The sequence below is a fragment of the Danxiaibacter flavus genome (assembly GCF_041060425.1).
In the GTDB taxonomy this organism is placed as follows: Bacteria; Bacteroidota; Bacteroidia; order Chitinophagales; family Chitinophagaceae; genus Danxiaibacter; species Danxiaibacter flavus.
Genome location: NZ_JAULBC010000006.1, coordinates 200200 through 217474, shown reverse-complemented (window position 1 = coordinate 217474; position 17275 = coordinate 200200). Strand labels below are relative to the sequence as shown.

Annotated in this window: 10 protein-coding genes; 5 read left to right on the top strand and 5 right to left on the bottom strand. The window is 40.5% G+C overall.

Annotated elements, in window-relative coordinates:
• Positions 1 to 956: 956 nt before the first annotated feature.
• The 4 genes from QTN47_RS18075 to QTN47_RS18060 all read right to left on the bottom strand — a co-directional run bounded on the left by QTN47_RS18075 (position 957) and on the right by QTN47_RS18060 (position 4217).
• Positions 957 to 1403: an RNA recognition motif domain-containing protein gene (locus QTN47_RS18075; protein WP_369330814.1), complete on the bottom strand. Its 447-nt coding sequence runs from the start codon at positions 1401 to 1403 to the stop codon at positions 957 to 959.
• Between the two features lie 280 nt (positions 1404 to 1683).
• Positions 1684 to 2760, bottom strand: coding sequence for a 3-oxoacyl-ACP synthase III family protein (locus tag QTN47_RS18070; RefSeq protein WP_369330813.1), 1077 nt, complete (start codon positions 2758 to 2760; stop codon positions 1684 to 1686).
• Positions 2761 to 3172: 412 nt separating this feature from the next.
• Positions 3173 to 3862 carry a LytR/AlgR family response regulator transcription factor gene (locus QTN47_RS18065; RefSeq protein ID WP_369330812.1) on the bottom strand — a complete coding sequence of 230 codons (690 nt, stop codon included), beginning with the start codon at positions 3860 to 3862 and terminating at the stop codon, positions 3173 to 3175.
• 1 nt (position 3863) lies between these two features.
• On the bottom strand, positions 3864 to 4217 hold the full coding sequence (locus QTN47_RS18060; protein WP_369330811.1) for a hypothetical protein: 354 nt from the start codon (positions 4215 to 4217) through the stop codon (positions 3864 to 3866).
• A 640-nt stretch (positions 4218 to 4857) separates the two neighbouring features.
• On the opposite strand from QTN47_RS18060, the gene QTN47_RS18055 reads away from it, so the two are divergent.
• From QTN47_RS18055 to QTN47_RS18035, 5 genes are all read left to right on the top strand, one after another.
• Positions 4858 to 6084 (top strand): Pycsar system effector family protein, encoded by a 1227-nt coding sequence (locus QTN47_RS18055; protein WP_369330810.1) that lies wholly within the window; start codon positions 4858 to 4860, stop codon positions 6082 to 6084.
• 114 nt (positions 6085 to 6198) lie between these two features.
• Positions 6199 to 8292 (top strand): polyphosphate kinase 1, encoded by a 2094-nt coding sequence (gene ppk1 / locus QTN47_RS18050; protein WP_369330809.1) that lies wholly within the window; start codon positions 6199 to 6201, stop codon positions 8290 to 8292.
• 11 nt (positions 8293 to 8303) lie between these two features.
• Positions 8304 to 9161 (top strand): SdiA-regulated domain-containing protein, encoded by an 858-nt coding sequence (locus QTN47_RS18045; protein WP_369330808.1) that lies wholly within the window; start codon positions 8304 to 8306, stop codon positions 9159 to 9161.
• Between the two features lie 14 nt (positions 9162 to 9175).
• Positions 9176 to 12808, top strand: coding sequence for a metallophosphoesterase (locus QTN47_RS18040; protein ID WP_369330807.1), 3633 nt, complete (start codon positions 9176 to 9178; stop codon positions 12806 to 12808).
• 38 nt (positions 12809 to 12846) lie between these two features.
• Positions 12847 to 15189: a GAF domain-containing protein gene (locus QTN47_RS18035; RefSeq protein ID WP_369330806.1), complete on the top strand. Its 2343-nt coding sequence runs from the start codon at positions 12847 to 12849 to the stop codon at positions 15187 to 15189.
• A 232-nt stretch (positions 15190 to 15421) separates the two neighbouring features.
• On the opposite strand, the gene QTN47_RS18030 is transcribed toward QTN47_RS18035, so the two are convergent.
• The gene (locus tag QTN47_RS18030; protein WP_369330805.1) at positions 15422 to 17251 is read right to left on the bottom strand and encodes a glycoside hydrolase family 9 protein; all 1830 of its coding nucleotides are present in this window, start codon (positions 17249 to 17251) and stop codon (positions 15422 to 15424) included.
• Positions 17252 to 17275 lie beyond the last annotated feature (24 nt).

Genomic DNA, 17275 nt, shown 5'->3' with positions numbered 1-17275 from the left:
ATAAGCAATATACAGATTGTATTTTTCTCAATGATTGAATAGGGAGAGTTCTTTTGCTTTAAATCTTATTCAATTTTGGGAGATTTCTACTATCGTCGAAATGACGATGAGTATTCATTACCGACATAAACATAAGCAGTTTTAGTAACAGCCTGTAACTAATAATGAAAAGAATGCATTTGCATAGTTACCTCGACAGGGGATTTAGTTAATCACAGTCGAAAGGAGATGGGCAGTACACTTTTCGTCGATAGTCCGTAGGACTTTAAGTTTAATAGAAAACTCAAACATACAAGGCATTTCTTGTCCGTAGGACATTAACCCCCTTTATTTGGTTAATGCCCTAACGGGTTAGGATATTCTCAATTTGAACGTTTCTATTGAGCTTAATTCCCTACGGGAAAAACTGTCACTATTGTGAAATCTGTCATTGGCCCGCAGGAGAGGTCTCACGAAGTTAATGCTGATGAATTTTGGAAGAGGTATTTTTTGCTCTACAATCCTGTTCAATTTTGAGAGATTTCTCCTATCATCGAAATGACGATGAGTACCCTTCAGCAAAAGCGAAACAGAAGCAACTTCAATGGTAGCCAACCATAATTAACAATACAACATCAGTTATCTGCGTAGCAAATAGTCTTTGTAATGTTCATAAAATTAAAAAAGGCCCCGATGAAAATCGGGCCCTTGCTAACCTATATCAACCAGAAGTTTGTAAAGCTGTAAATCTTTTCTCTGAAATATTTACAACCAACCGGATGCAAACCTATATTGGATCTGGCTTTTAGAAAATTCGACCAGGTTATTTTTTCAGCCCTCAATTACATTTTCTGTAAAGCCCCCCTATGTATATGGGCATAAAAAAAGCCCACAAAGTGAGCTTTTTTATAAAACAATCTTTTTAGTGGATTCTACAATCAAACAGAACAATCGACTGAACTAGACAGTTCTACAGACTAATATCGCCTGTCGTCATTGTCTCTCCAGTTTCCTCGGTTGCCTCTGTCACCCCTGTCGTTTCTGTCATTCCTGTCTCTCCAATTGCCGCGGTTGTTTCTGTCGCCTCCGCCCCTATCGTTTCGATCTCCGCCGCGGTTATCCCTGTTACCGAAATTCCGGTTGAAGTTATCCCTGTTGCCAGAATTGCCGCCAAAACCAGGCTTGCGCTCTTCTGATTCCTGAACGGACATTACTTTACGGCCAAGGCCAACACCATCCAATAAATTTATTGCCTCGAGTGCCTCTTCCTTATTGGGCATTTCAACAAAACCAAAGCCACGGCTTTTCTTGGTCATTTTGTCCAGCACGACTCTTGCAGAGGCAACTTCGCCGTACAATTCAAACATTTCCTTCAAATCGATATCATCCATATCGGGCGTTAGGCCGGTTACAAAAAGAACCATGTTCATTTCTATTAAGGTGAAAAAATAACCGCAATTAGTAATTGCAAAACAGACAATCGTTATTTCGCAAATGCCCCTTTTATCAATTGTGTGGCTAATTCAAATGTGAAGGTAGTCAAATGACACGTATAAATCTACTTTACAATTATTTCAAAGACGTTAATGTTGGACAATAAATATTAACAACGCCGGCAAACCGTAGCACTAACCCAATTTGGCAATGGCATTAATTATCTATTGTTCAGGTTTTAATAATAGAAATGTACTTAAGCATAAAATTTTAAAACTGGTAAATCAACGCATTAATATTCATACCTGCGCCAACTGATGCAATTAAAACTTTATCGCCTTTAGTAACTGCCTGCCCCTCTATCTCATTTTTCATGAGCAGATCCAGTAAAGTTGGGACCGTTGCCACGGAACTGTTACCAAGCCATGAAATAGTCATTGGCATAATTCCTTTAGGAATCTGTTCAACATTATAGAGCTTGAACAATCGCTGCAGGATAGCGTCGTCCATTTTCCCGTTTGCCTGGTGAATGATCACTTTTTTAATATCCGTCAATGGCACACCAGCTTTGTCAAGCAATGATTTTATTACAAGCGGCACCTGGTTCAGCGCGAACTCATACAGTTTTCTGCCATTCATTTTAAGATATATGTTCTGGCTTTGCGACTTGTCTGAGTGATAGGACTTATCCATCTTAAGTAAAAGCGCATGATCAATAGCGTGCGTTTGTGTTTTGTGTGCTATTATACCTGCATCACCGGATGTTGATGCTTCCAGGATAGCAGCAGCCCCCCCATCAGCATATAGCATGGAATCGCGGTCGTGCGGATCTATAACGCGGGACAATGTTTCTGTGCCGATTACCAGACAACGACGTGCATCTCCCGAACGGATATAATAGTTGGCCTGAATTAGTGCTTCTACCCAGCCCGGACATCCAAACGCCAGATCATAACCGACGCAATCCGGGTTTTTAATTTGCAATAACCGTTTTATCCTTGACGCCAAAGAAGGCACTATATCTGAACGGTTAGAATCCTTTGCTACATCACCAAAATTATGTGCGACTATTATGTAGTCGAGCGTTTCTTTGTCAATATTTGAGCTATTGAGTGCATTTTTTGCCGCGAGATACCCAAGTACAGAAGCACTTTGGTCGTCACTCGCATATCGCCTGCATTCAATTTCCGTTATTTCCTTAAACTTTTCAATTACGTGGCTATTTTCTTTTAATACCAGTGAGCCGTCTTTTTCACAAAACTGGTGATTTAAAAAATGAGCATTATGTACTTTAAGTTCCGGGATATAGCTTCCGGTAGCTACGAATACAGATCTTATATTATGCATATATCTACCTATCACAGGTCAGTTGGTTAGGTGAAAATACCTGTGATTTTGCCCAATTTAGCCAATTGTCGGCAGCATCCTTAATTTTATTTTTAACCAAACACCTGTAAGCATGGCTTAATGTATGGAAAAGCAAAATGCGGCGTAAAAAACACCGCATTTTTATATTTGTAAGTAATAGGAAAATGTTTAAAGAATACAACTTAACTATTAAACATATTTGTTTTATGTTGTAAATTCTTTATCGAAAATACAGACCGGGAATGCGAATTGGATTCAATTTCGTTGAACAAAAGGATATTGTCGTTAAATGGAATTTTTCACCGTTGAATGAGGGCTTATGCAAGGATATCGGATATTGCGGAGATAAATAAAAGGGTCGTTTGTATTTGATAAGTTCAGGTTTCTGGACCTAAACAATATTCAGCTTATCCATTACACGTTTGCGGTGACTTTTACTTATAGGAATAACATGTTTACCAATCACAATGGAATTATCTTCTATATCATTGATCTTTTTGGTATTGATGATATACGAACGATGCACTTTCAAAAAAATATCGCCGTTAAGCTTCTCTTCTATACTTTTCAGCGTGGTTAGTGAAAGATGGTACTTATTGTTCTCTGTAACAAATTTCACGTAGTCACCCAGGGCCTCAACAAAAAGTATTTCGTTATCATGCAAACGTATCAGGCGGCCATCTGTTTTTATGAACAGGTCGCTAACGGTTGCGCTTTTGTGTTTGGGTAATGAAGGCTTAACCTTTTCAAGCGCCTCCTTAAAACGAGGCTTTGTGAGAGGCTTTTTCAGGTAATCTGTTACGTTGTATTGAAACGCTGTAAAAGCATACTCCGTTTTAGAAGTAGTTAAGATAACATGCGGCATATAAGACAATGTGTCCAGCAACTGAAAGCCATTAATTCCGGGCATTTCAATATCGAGGAAGATAAGATCCACCACGTTTTCGACAAGGTAAGCGGATGCTTCTTCAGCACCGGTAAAAGCTCCACTAAGGGATAGGTAAGGTTCCTGCTCTATTAAACGTTGCAGATGCAATAATGATATCTTATCGTCATCCACAATAATACATCTCAGATCCATACTACTTATACAATTTTGACAGATGAGTAAATTCGTCCAGTATCAGGGGTTTTACTGAATTAAGTTCACTCATAAAATCACCAATCATACCTTTGACTTTGCCGTAGTTGCCTTTGTCGCAATTCTCTTCAATTGTTTCAAGTGCTCCGGCAAATGATCTCAGGCCAATCATTCTGTACGAGGGTTTTATCTTATGCACGATCTGCATTACATCATCCTCACCGGTTACGGATAAGAGCGAATACGTTTCGGGCAATATCTCATCAATAAAAATCTTTAACACACTTAAGGCTATGCCATAATCGTTATCGAAATAGACATTTAAGGCTTCCTTATTCAATAATTGCTTGATCATAAGTGCAGTTGTTCATAGCTATAGGTTTAATTACGTTTCTAAACTTTGCTGAAATTACCTTAGAAGCATTTTTTCAAGGTAAGGAATTATTCCAATAGATGCCTGATTGTTGGCAGTAAATTATAATACTTTTAATTTCAACAAACAAAGAGGCTTCAAAAATAAGAAACTACTTCAATTATCAGCTGTCTGTTTATCGATAAGTAACTTAAAATCAAAAAAATAAAGGTAATTGGCTACTTGTAACCCGGTCACCAACCATCATATTAAACTAATTCACCATCAACACAAGACAACGCAGCCAATGTTTTGGAACTGCAAAAACATTATAGCACAAAATTGTACTTATAAAGTTCGCATGATTATCTTTGCAACACTTTCACCATCAAAGGCTAACTGTAGTATAAACTATTCATTTTATTGTCAAATTTCATGTTGTAAAAAATTGGATTAAGATCAATTTATAATATTACGTTTCAATGTTGTTTCTTAGCGATGCCTTTGTTTTTGCCGGTTTGCGCACCTTTAGGTAAACAGCAGTTAAATTATCACAGTAAAAATGCAGGCGGGGAACAAGCGTTGCGGAATTTCCTTTCCAGGTGAACATGCATTATATTCATAATAATAATTATCGGAAGTAATGAATTATCAGCAGTTATTAGAACAGGCCAAACAATTTGCCACTACTTTTTTTACGGAACACCCCGACGAAAAGCTGGTGTATCACAATATGCAGCACACCGAAAGGGTAGTTACAGCTGCAAAGGAAATTGCCAATCATTATCAGTTATCGGACGAGGATTTTTTTATTGTGGTTGCCGCCGCCTGGTTTCACGATGCAGGTTATTACATCCAACCAGGGGATCACGAAGCAGCAGGCGCGCAGCTGGCAGCAGACTTTTTACAGAAAACGTCCGTTGACGAGGGTACGATCCAAAAAGTAAAAAAATGTATCCTGGCTACTAAAATGCCTCAACGGCCGGAAACTTTGCTGGAAAAAATTGTTTGCGACGCAGACCTTTTTCACCTGGGAACAGAAGATTTTGGAAAAGTGAATAAGCTGTTGCGAAAAGAATATATGGCATTTCATAACGCCGATATCGGCAAAGACGAGTGGAATAGAAAAACTGTGCTTTTCCTGCAGCAACATCAATATCACACAGATTATTGCCGATTGCTTCTTTCGGATACAAAACAACAGAACCTGGAAAAGTTAATGCATAAAATAGAAGCGAAAGAAGAAAATGCTTCGGAACAAATCACTGAAAAAACAATACTGACGCCGGTTAAAGACGAGAAAGAGCAAGGTCATAAGAACAAGAAAGAAAAAAACGACAGGCCTGAACGCGGAATTGAAACGATGTTCCGCATTACATCCAACAATCAGCAACGCCTGAGCGACATGGCGGACAGCAAGGCACACATAATGATTTCAACCAACTCTATTATCATTTCAGTATTACTGAGTGTGCTGTTGAGGAAAATTGAAGATTATCCGCACCTTACTATTCCATCGGTGATGCTTTTAGCAGTCTGCGTTATAACCACGGTGTTTTCAATTATTGCAACAAGGCCAAAAATTCCTTCCGGCACTTTTACGCCGGAAGATATCAGGCAAAAAAAAGTAAACCTCCTCTTCTTTGGTAATTTTTACCGCATGAACCTGGAAGAATATACAGATGGCATGTTGCATATGATGAACGACCGGGAGTTTCTGTATGGGAGTCTTATTAAGGATGTATATTCCCAGGGAACTGTACTCGGCAAAAAATACCGGATGCTGCGTATTTCTTACAATGTATTCATGTTTGGAATGGTGGTATCTGTAATAGCGTTTGTGATTGCTTCTGTTTATTTCGGGAAATAATACGAATGGGCATCCTTTGCTGAAAAGCAATTTAATGCAGGGCGACAGACAACGGCGAATCTAGTTAAGCAGGAATTTAAACCAGGAGATCAGCAATAAAAACAATAGCGTTACATGACCGGAACACCAATTTATTTTAACAGGGATATTAGCTGGCTTTCTTTTAACGCAAGAGTGCTTGACGAAGCAGCAAAAGTATCTGTGCCACTAATGGAAAGAATCAGATTCCTGTCTATATACTCTTCCAATCTTGATGAGTTTTACCGCGTTAGAATTCCTGCATTACTTGCCGTTCAGAAAAATGCTGCCAATAAAAAGGATACTGAAGCACAAAATGAAATTACAGACATACTGAACGATATTCAAAATACAATACAGCGACAGCAGGAATTCTTCGGAAAAATATTCCTGGGGCAAATACAACCACTGCTTGCTGAAAATAACATTGAGCTGATAGTTAACAAAGCTGTGCCGGAAATTATCAGGCCACATATAACAGCTTATTTTTTTACACAGGTACTGGCTTTTTTGCAACCTGTTTTTATCTCAACGGGTGCTAACTTTTTTCCCGAAAATAACCGTTTGTACATGGCGGTAATTTTAGAAAAGAACGGCGTTGAACAATTAGCCATTATTAATATTCCGTCCGTTTCACTTCCGAGATTTTACACTGTTTTTGAAGCAGGGAGACAATATGTTGTTTTTCTGGATGATATTATCAACGAAAACCTGCAGGATATATTTCCAACTCACGCGATTAAGGGAGCCTATAATTTTAAAGTCACCCGCGACGCCGAATTATTTCTGGATGAAGACTACGAGGGAGATATCGCGGAACTGATTGAAAGACAACTTAGCAAACGAGACCTTGGTTTTGCCGCAAGATTCCTCTATCAGCCCGGCATTCCTTTGCGTATTTTTCACACGCTAGTAAGCGCATTCCGACTTAACGAGGGTACACTTATGCAGGGCGGCAATTATCACAACCTGAAAGATCTAGCCCAGCTACCTTTGAATATTCCGGCATTATGTTATGATAAGTGGCCGGCGATAGATGTACTGGTGGACAAAGAGACGCTTCTTTTACGCCAAATCGAGCAACAAGACATCATCGTTCACACGCCCTATCAAACCTACAATACCGTATTACGCTTTTTTAATGAGGCATCCATCAATGAAGATGTGCGGGAAATATACGTGACGTTATACCGCATTGCTGATGATTCAAAAATTGCCAATGCCTTGATCAGCGCGGCAAAAAACGGCAAAAAAGTGACTGTATTTGTTGAACTGAAGGCCAGGTTTGACGAGGGCAATAACATTAGATGGTCTAAATTAATGAAAGCCGCGGGCATACAAATTGTTTACAGCATACCATCACTCAAAGTGCACGCGAAAGTTGCGTTGGTAAAAAAAGAAGAAAATGGAAGACTGAAATACTCCGGGCTTTTAGCTACGGGAAACTTCAATGAAAGTACGGCGAGGTTTTATACAGATCATATCCTGTTCACTTCTCATAAAGAAATGCTGCGCGAACTTGAGTTGATTTTCATTATGCTTTTACAACGCAAGAAACGTCCGGCATTTGACAACATTCATTTGCAACACCTGCTGGTTGCGCGTGTCAACATGCAGGAGCGGTTTCTGCAGCTAATAGATCGCGAAATTAGTTTTGCTAAATCAGGCATTCCTGCCGAGATAATTATAAAGCTCAACAACCTGGAAGAACGGGTTCTGATTGACAAATTGTATGAAGCTTCTAAAGCCGGTGTAAAGATCCGGCTGATCGTCCGGAGTATTTGCTGTATTGTTCCCGGCATTTCAGGTCTGAGCGAGAATATAACAGTAACAAGAATTGTAGACCGTTACCTGGAACATGGCAGACTGTTTATATTCAATAATAATGGAGACAAAGAAATATTTATCGGGTCAGCCGACTGGATGAACCGGAACATTTATCATCGCGTGGAAGTTTGTTTTCCGATTTACGACACTACAATAAAAAATGAATTGCTGAAAATAACATACTTGCAACTGAACGATAATGCACAAGCCGTTACCATCAACAGCGAGCTCATGAATGTGCCGGTCAGCGGAAATGCGCCTCCGTTATGTTCGCAGAAAGCCATTTATGATCTGTTAAGCAACAATTCATCTAAGGAAGAAATTTTTAGTGAAAAGCAAATATCTGCTGATCATTCATCTTAAACAATGGGGCCATGAAGTTAAAGTACGCAATCATTTTTTCTTACTTATACATAATCATTACCAGCATAACTGCGTGCGCACAAAAGAAAATTTTTCCTTCGCCTGCCAATTATGATTTAAACACACCGGAAAAATTCACCATGACGGAAAGCCTGCAGGAAATTTCCGGCATTACTTTTAACAACCTGAAAAATGATACAATTTATGCGATACAGGATGAAGAAGGCAAGTTGTTTTTCTGGCAACTAGGCAGTAGAAAAATAAGCTCTGCAAAATTTGGCAAGCGCGGCGATTATGAAGATCTGGCAATTTTAAATAATGTTGTTTTTGTATTGCGCAGCGACGGAACACTTTACTCTTTTCCACTTTCCGCCAAAACTGAATCATCCATAAATTCAAAAGAATGGGTCAATCTTTTACCTAAAGGTGAATACGAGGGGCTGCATGCTGATGCAAAACAGAACAACCTGTATGTGCTGTGCAAAAAATGCGCCGACGATAAATCTTCAAAAGAAGTTAGCGGATATGTATTAACAGTAAGCAACGATTCACTGATCAATTCAAGTCAGTTCTCTATAGATGTAAAACAAATACAGGCCTTAACGGAGAAAAAAAATGTAAAGTTCCGTCCTTCTGCATTGACATTTAATTTACGTACCAACGAGTGGTTCATTCTTTCTGCGTCCAATAAGATGCTGGTGATTACAGATGAAAACTGGAAAGTCAAGCAGGTATTTGATCTGGACCCCGGGACATTTCTTCAACCGGAAGGGATTGCTTTTGATAGTGAACACAATCTTTACATATCTAATGAAGGTGACGATCTGAAAAATGGGAACGTACTGAAATTTAAATTCCTGAATAAATAATTTATGCCCTGCTGATGAGTACATGCATTACATATAGACCGGGAATAAGAACGATCACACTGACATTTCTTTGCTGTTTATTATCGTTCAGATCATTTGAACAGGACTCTGTTGTACAAAGGATCATACTGATTGGCGATGCCGGAGAAATAGGTCCACAGCAAAAACAGGTGATCACTTCCGCAGCCGGAAGAATTCTTCCATCCCGCACCACGGTTCTTTTTTTAGGAGACAATATCTACCCAACGGGAATGGCCCTGCCCGGAAACAAAAAAGAAAAGGAAACACAAGATATATTGCGTTCGCAGTATGAACCCATGAGAAGCAAAGGTGCACCTGTTTATTTTGTACCGGGCAATCATGATTGGGACAGAATGGGTCCCAAAGGCCTGCAAAAAATTAAAAGACAATGGGAATTCCTGAACGAACAACAGGATTCATTGCTTCAACTGCTTCCGCCCAACGGTTGCCCGGGACCGGTAGAAATTAATGTTTCAGATAATCTGGTGATCATTGCATTCGACTCTGAATGGTGGGTCTATGTCCACGACAAAAAAAATCCCGATGCGGATTGCGACTGTAATACAAAAGAGGAAGCAGTTGCCCGTTTTGAAGAACTGCTGTTCAAAAACAGGTACAAAACCATTCTCCTTGCATCACATCATCCATTTCAGTCTTATGGCCACCATGGCGGTTACTATTCCTGGAAGGATCATCTTTTTCCTTTTACAGCAATCAATAAAAACCTTTACATACCGTTGCCCATTGTAGGCTCACTTTACCCGCTGTTGCGAAAAGCATTTACGAATCCTGAGGACCTGGCACATCCTTTATACAAGGATATGATCCGGCAGATTGATCATGTTTTTAGAGACTTCCCAAATGTTGTACATGTTGCTGGTCACGAACATGGTCTTCAGTTTATAAAAGATAAACAGGTACAGGTTGTAAGTGGCTCCGGCGCCAAAAATGCTTATGTAAGGCAGGGAAAAAATGCGCTGTATACAAACAAGAGCGGCGGCTTTGTCACCGCCGATCTGCTAAGCAACAGGAATATACTTTTTACTTATTACATAAACACGGACTCCGTTAGTCAACCTGTTTTTACCTACACGCAAAAAAATGAAGATGTGAAGCTAAAGGAAGACACGACTTTTAGACAGTTATTGGGCGATAGCGCAACAGTAAAAGTACACCCTGCTTATGATGATGTAAGCAAGCTGCACAGATATTTGTTTGGTGAAAATTACCGCAAAGAATGGGCTGCTGCTACTACCCTGCCGGTGATAAAAATATCAGAAATAAAGAGTGGCCTTACTCCGGTAAAACGCGGTGGCGGACACCAATCCAAATCGTTGCGACTAAAAGACAAAAACGGAAATGAATGGGCGCTGAGAAGTGTTGAGAAATATCCGGACGTTTTGCTTCCTGAACAATTAAGACAAACATTTGCGAAAGATGTGGTTTACGATGCAATGAGCGCGCAGCATCCATTCGCGGCGCTGGTGGTGCCGGTTATAGCAAACGCAGTAAATGTTCCCCACAGTAACCCGGTAATCGGAGTAGTGGCTCCTGACAGGGCGTTAGGCATTTATGCAAAGACATTTGTAAACACGGTCTGTTTACTGGAAGAAAGAGAACCGCCGGGCAAATCAGACAACACCTTTAAAATGGCCGCAGAGCTTGACAAAGACAATGACAACAACGTAGACAGCGTTTTGTATCTCCGCGCCAAGCTGCTTGATCTTTACATTGGCGACTGGGACAGGCATGAGGATCAATGGCGCTGGGTTGACACCAAAAAAGGAAAGGGTAAAACCTATGCTGCCGTACCAAGAGATCGCGACCAGGTATTTCATGTAGAAGAAGGTGTAGTTCCGACAGCGGCAGCAAGGGAATGGATTGCACCCTTCCTCCATAATTTTGACGGTGAAATTAAGAAGACAAATTTCGTCTTCTGGTCCGCCAGGTATATGAATGCAAGACTGCTCAACCAGTTTAACTATCAGCAGTGGATGGCGATCACGAATGATTTCACTTCCAAGCTTACAGATTCAGTACTCGAAGCCGCATTGCGCACACTCCCCAAAGCTGCATATGATCTGCGACATGATGAACTGCTTCGCAAGTTGAAAGAAAGAAGAACAAACCTTCCTAAGGCAATGGAGGCATATTATCGCTTTTATAGTAAGACCGTTGATATACAAACTACCACCAAAAATGAATTTGTAAAGATTTCGTCGAACAACGACAGTTCAGTAAACGTATCTATCAAAAAAATCGCCAAAGACGGAGATCTTAAACAATCTATCTACAACCGGACTTTTGTAAAAGGAGAAACAAAAGAAGTTAGAATATTTACATCAAAAGGTGATGACAGCGTTGCCATCGACAATCAGCTTAACGCAATCAAATTCCGCATTGTTGGTGGAGAAGGAAAAAAATCATACAACATTGCAAACAATAACGCCGCAACCCACATTTACGAAAAGAAAGACAGCCCAGCGTTTAGCGGATCAACCCAAAAAATACACAAACATTTATCTAATGACAGCGCCAACACAGCCATTGTTCCTTCCAACATATACAATATAGTAGCTCCTTTGATCACGGCCGGTTATAATATTGATGACGGGCTGATACTGGGTCTTGGTGTTAAGTATACTCAACAGGGATTCAGAAAAAGACCTTATGGCAGCGTACAACAAATTACCGCAGCACATTCTTTTTCTACAAAAGCATACAGGATAAGATACAGAGGCGAATGGATCAAAGCAATCGGCAATGCGGATATCGTTGCCTATGGCAATGTATATGCCCCAAACAACACGATCAACTTTTTTGGCAGCGGCAATGAAACTGAGTTTAATAAGACCGGCGATTACAAAAGATATTACCGAACGCGATTTGCATTGTACGAAGCTATGCCATCTTTAAGATGGAGAACAGATGAAAGTACCAGCATTACTGTTGGCCCTGCAGTTCAGTTTTATCATTACGATAGCACTGATAATGTTGGCAGGGTTATTAACAATTCAGCGCTGATTCTTACTTATGACAGCGCTACGATTGCAAATGACAAAGGCCATGTTGGCTTTGTAGCCAGTTTTATTAAAGATTCAAGAAACAACAAAATATTGCCCACATGGGGCTCCTACATAAATGTGCGCTTGCAGGGTTTTAAGGGGCTGAACAAATACTCCAAGTCCTTTGCGCAGATTATCCCCGAAGTAGCATTGTACAAAAGTGTGAATGCCAGATCAAGCGTTGTAATTGCAGACAGGTTGGGAGGTGGTTTTACGCTTGGCAATGCAGCATTTTATCAATCAATGTTCCTGGACGGACGCGAAAACCTCTCCGGTTATCGCAGGTACCGGTTCGCGGGCACGCATATGGTGTATAATAATTTTGAAGCACGTATTAAACTGGCCGACTTTGCCAATTATATTTTACCCGGCCAATTTGGCATGATTGCGTTTTATGACATCGGCAGAGTGTGGCAAAAAGATGAAGATTCGCGAAAATGGCACAATGCTGCTGGCGCAGGCATATATTTTGCACCTGCCCAGCTTGCACTATTTCAATTTTTACTGGGTTACTCAAGGGAAGGCTTTTATCCTTACCTGACGATGGGGTTCCGTTTCTAGTACAACGGTATTAAAAAGGCCCGTGATTAAACTTAACTATGCAGCAAATTCTACTCAACATATTAACACGAACAACGACAAGTGAGCTTCAGCATTCTTCTTTTTCATTGAAGCCTTTTATTACTTATTTGAAAAATCTAAGTAAAGATGAAAGCTCTGTAAAGGCTCCCATTTATCCAATGTTGCTGGAGAAATTTCAAAAATATCCGGAACTGGAACATCCAATAAAAAACGAAGACTTACATAAATACAAGAAGTTGTTCGATCTTGTTTACGTCTGTCTTTCTACATTGATGGATGATGAAAAGCAAGCATACTGGGGAATTAGCCTACCCGTTTCTCCGTTGATCGTTTATGGATCAGAAAGGCTGTACGAAACGCTCACGGATGCCACTTGCAGAGCAATTACCGGCACTGTAATTTCTGAACAGGAAATGATACTGGCGCAAAAGAAAGAATTGCTTTATTCTATGATCCTGGAGCGTTTCTATAACATTAAGATCACAAAAAAAAGCAATCTCATCCGCTCGTTTGTGGACCATCAAACACTTCTTACAAAATATTTCAAACTAAATGTTGATAATAGATTTGTTGAAGTAACAACAACAATGCCCTTACCGGAGATTGATATCGAGCATCTTCATATCGATCTGCGTGAACCTCCGACCATGGATGTACTTGACGATATTCTTCCACTTGAAAATTTTCACTTCAGCGGTATGTCCATTGTCACCATCAAAGACATAACCGAGCAATATGCTATTGAAAATATCAAAAGCATATTGCTTAATAATACAAACGAGAAAAAAGAAGTGAATTATGTCAATCTTGTACAATCACTAAAAACGTTGGCGGGTAATAGCGCGATTGAATTTGGTTTACTACCTCTTTTGTCGGTTAATGACAAGCTGGTTCTTGATTACGCACATCAGCAGAAAAGTGTAGTTGTATCGTTAGGAAGGGATGCCGGAATAGCGGAGCAGGCATTTCTTTCGCTTGCTACAAATTATGTCAAAAACCCAAGGCTGCTTTTCTTCAGAAATCACGCGGAGCTGATTAAATCACATTTCTTTTTGATGTCCACGCTTCAGCATACAGACATTCAATCCTTTGCAATGTTGCCGATATTTTATAACGCGAAGATGGCCGGCGCAATGGAAATATACAGCAGGGTTCCTGATCTGTTGGACGAAAGCATACTGGCAAACCTGGAACCTGCATTACCGCTAATTGCGCAATTAATGCAAAAGATCATTGATGATTTCAACATCCGCATTAACGACGTAATTAAACGCAAGTACACAGCGTTGCAATCTGCCGTTCAATGGAAGTTTAATGAAGCGGCATGGCATTATATGCAAAACCGCTTCGAAAAGAAAAAAAATCCCCTGGAGCAAATTGTTTTTAATAAAGTTTATCCCTTGTATGGCGCAGTAGACATTCGCAATTCAACGCTGGAAAGAAATGAGGCATTGAGAAGTGATCTTCGTTATCAGCTGACCAATCTTGTTGACCTATTGGAAAAGATCAAACAATCTGCAACCTTAATACTAACAGATGAGTTTATTTTTGAAACCAATAAATGGAAAGAACGGATAAAAGAATTTATTACAACAGAAGTAGAAAACAACATCAACTATTTCAGGGATTCTGAAGTATTGCCATTTTTGCAACATGTCCAAAAAACACAACCTGACTGCAGCGCCGGGATTGCTGAATACTTAGCACACATGAATGACAAAGATGGAGAGGCTTACAAACACAGACGTCTGCTGGAAGAATCCATGCAAACCATTAATGCCTCAATAAGTCAGTATCTCGATCTAATGAATATGGAGCTGCAAACAGCATTTCCTTTCTATTTTGAAAAGTTCAGAACAGATGGAGTTGAATATGATATTTACATTGGACAGTCGATTGCGCCGGACAAGCATTTCGAATTAAAATATCTGAAAGATATCCGCCTCTGGCAGTTGACATCCATGGCTGCTATTGCTCAACTTACCAAAGCTTTAGTGCCGCAAATACCAAAAGCTTTATTTACAACGCAGTTGATCTTCATACATACCAATCCTTTGGATATTGAATTCAGGATTGATGAAAAAAGGTTTGATGTAAAAGGCGGATACAATATTCAGTACCAGGTGATAAAAAAACGTATTGACAAAGCCTTCATCAAAAACACCGAAGAGCGTCTGACGCAACCCGGAAAAATTGCGATGGTTTACTACAACCAGAAGGATGCTGAAGAGTACGTGCAATATATCAAGTACCTGCAGGAACAAAACATGCTGCTGAATGATCTCGAATATCTTGAGCTACAGGAACTGCAGGGAGTTTCGGGGCTTAAAGCGTTAAGAGTTGGAGTGAATATGAAGTAGATAGTAAGATCGTAAGACAGTAAGACATGTAAGACGTGTAAGACCGCAGGACGTGTAAGATGGTAAGAATGTAAGAGAAAATGAATTGAGAAAAAGAAAGAAGGCACTTGAAGCCTACGAATTTGCCGGTGCGCACATTTGCACATTTGCACATTTGCAAATTTGCACATTCGCACATTCTCTCATTCGCACATTCGCACATTTGCACATTTGCAAATTCGCACATTCATTTTCAATTCCCTAAAGCTACCGCGTACATGTACCAAGCCGCATGTGGCAACCATTGTTCGGCCCAACGCCAGTCATAGTCTTTGCCGGTAATAGAATAAGGTACATTCAGGTCAATATCATTTTCATCGTTTAAGCCCGAGGTAATTCCGTTTACGATGCCACCGGGCGCATTGGTGTATTCAAATGTGCCGAAGAAATTGTAGGCAGGATTGTTATAACCAGTGCCCTGCAACATGCAGGCATCAAAAGGATTAAGACCCAGTATCCAGTTCAACTGATCCTGGGCAAAGTTTTGCAGGCTGTCGTATAGCTTTTTATCGCCACTAAACAATGGCGCTATCTTTCGCGCGGCTGCGGCCATAGAACCTAAGCGTGCATTTTCACCCTGCCACCAGGGAGAAGCTTCACTTCCCTGCGGAAAGAAAAAAGAGCTCCATCGTTTTTCCGATGTATCCTGAACCAGTTGCCTGCTGTAGCCAAAAGGATTGTTCACTTCGTGCGTAATGGTCATTTCAAAATTGATTGACCGGCGCATAACCTGTTTTATTTTCGCCCTGGCTGATTTGTCGGCTACTTCATAATAGGTTACGAGGCTGATTAAAGGCAAGCCGGCATCAGATGGATGAAAGAATGGTCTGTCCTTTTCATCCGCCCGCCAGTAGTCAACATATTCTTTCCACGATGCTAATCGATTCATCAGGCTCTCAGCTCTTCTGTCCGCAGCTTCTTTATAAACAGGCTTTTTCGTCGTTTTAAACAATTCCGTTGCAGCCTGCAATGCACAATAATCATCTACAATGTTCTCTTTTCCATCGTTTGTCATGGAAGCATTGTTCTTGTTAAGAAATGCAAATGCATTTTCAGCAGCTTTGAGATAATCAGCGTTGGAAAAATCCCCGCTTGTATCGTAAGCAGCAGCCATTGCGAGCGCTGCAATCGATAGCCCGCCGCCCGAACGGAAACTAACCTGGTAGCTTTTCCAGTTATTCTCAATAGAACCACCACCCCAGGATTGATCTTTGGATTGCTTTATCCTGTAGCCTTTGCTTTCTGCGCCAACAACCCTGTCTTTGGCCAACTTTGCGGGACCGGGTGCCGAAACCGAACGAAAGAAAGAACCATTCGGCTGTTGCAAACGAACGAGATAGTCGGCGCCAAACATTGCCTCATCCAAAACCCTTCTTTTATACTGACGAAAACTATTTCCTGTTTTCTTACTTAACTCTTCATATGTCTTCAACAAGGTCCACACCGTTAGTGACACCTGTTGCGGATTGAAATAAGAGGAGAATGAAAGATGAGAAAGATGTTTACCGTAGTCACCTGTGGCATCGTACCAGCCACCATGCAGATCCACGAAATGCCCCTCTTTTCCGGGCATAGGTAAATGGTGATCCGCTGCATCCAGCAAACCCGAGCACCGTTGCCCTTTAAAATAATAGATAACGTCCGATAACGTCGTTTGCTCCAACACCTGTTTGCCGATAATAAAAGGATAAGAGATGATATATTTACCATCCACCTGCGCCTGCATGTAATAAGAACCCGGTGTATTATAACTGCTGAAATCAAGCGTCCAGAAAGTCCAGTTCTTCCATTTATTAACAGGGCCATTATAAAAAGGTATCCCTTCCAGAACAGCTTTTCCGTCAGAAACATTTACCAGTTGAAAAGAGCCAACATGCTTTTTGCCGTCGGACACCAAAACTGCTTTTTTGTTCATGCCTATCTCGTAACCAACATGATTCGTAGCTATTTTGGCCTGGCCAAACAAAAACAAAGGGCAAAGCAAAACAACAAAAAGAAAAGAATGCCGGGGTAAATTGATCATAGCAGTTGTTTGAAATAAGACAGT

Coding starts and splice junctions, on each gene's coding strand:
- QTN47_RS18075 (WP_369330814.1), bottom strand. CDS start 1,403: ATGGTTCTTTTTGTAACCGGCCTAACGCCCGATATGGATGATATCGAT.
- QTN47_RS18070 (WP_369330813.1), bottom strand. CDS start 2,760: ATGCATAATATAAGATCTGTATTCGTAGCTACCGGAAGCTATATCCCG.
- QTN47_RS18065 (WP_369330812.1), bottom strand. CDS start 3,862: ATGGATCTGAGATGTATTATTGTGGATGACGATAAGATATCATTATTG.
- QTN47_RS18060 (WP_369330811.1), bottom strand. CDS start 4,217: ATGATCAAGCAATTATTGAATAAGGAAGCCTTAAATGTCTATTTCGAT.
- QTN47_RS18055 (WP_369330810.1), top strand. CDS start 4,858: ATGAATTATCAGCAGTTATTAGAACAGGCCAAACAATTTGCCACTACT.
- ppk1 (WP_369330809.1), top strand. CDS start 6,199: ATGACCGGAACACCAATTTATTTTAACAGGGATATTAGCTGGCTTTCT.
- QTN47_RS18045 (WP_369330808.1), top strand. CDS start 8,304: ATGAAGTTAAAGTACGCAATCATTTTTTCTTACTTATACATAATCATT.
- QTN47_RS18040 (WP_369330807.1), top strand. CDS start 9,176: ATGAGTACATGCATTACATATAGACCGGGAATAAGAACGATCACACTG.
- QTN47_RS18035 (WP_369330806.1), top strand. CDS start 12,847: ATGCAGCAAATTCTACTCAACATATTAACACGAACAACGACAAGTGAG.
- QTN47_RS18030 (WP_369330805.1), bottom strand. CDS start 17,251: ATGATCAATTTACCCCGGCATTCTTTTCTTTTTGTTGTTTTGCTTTGC.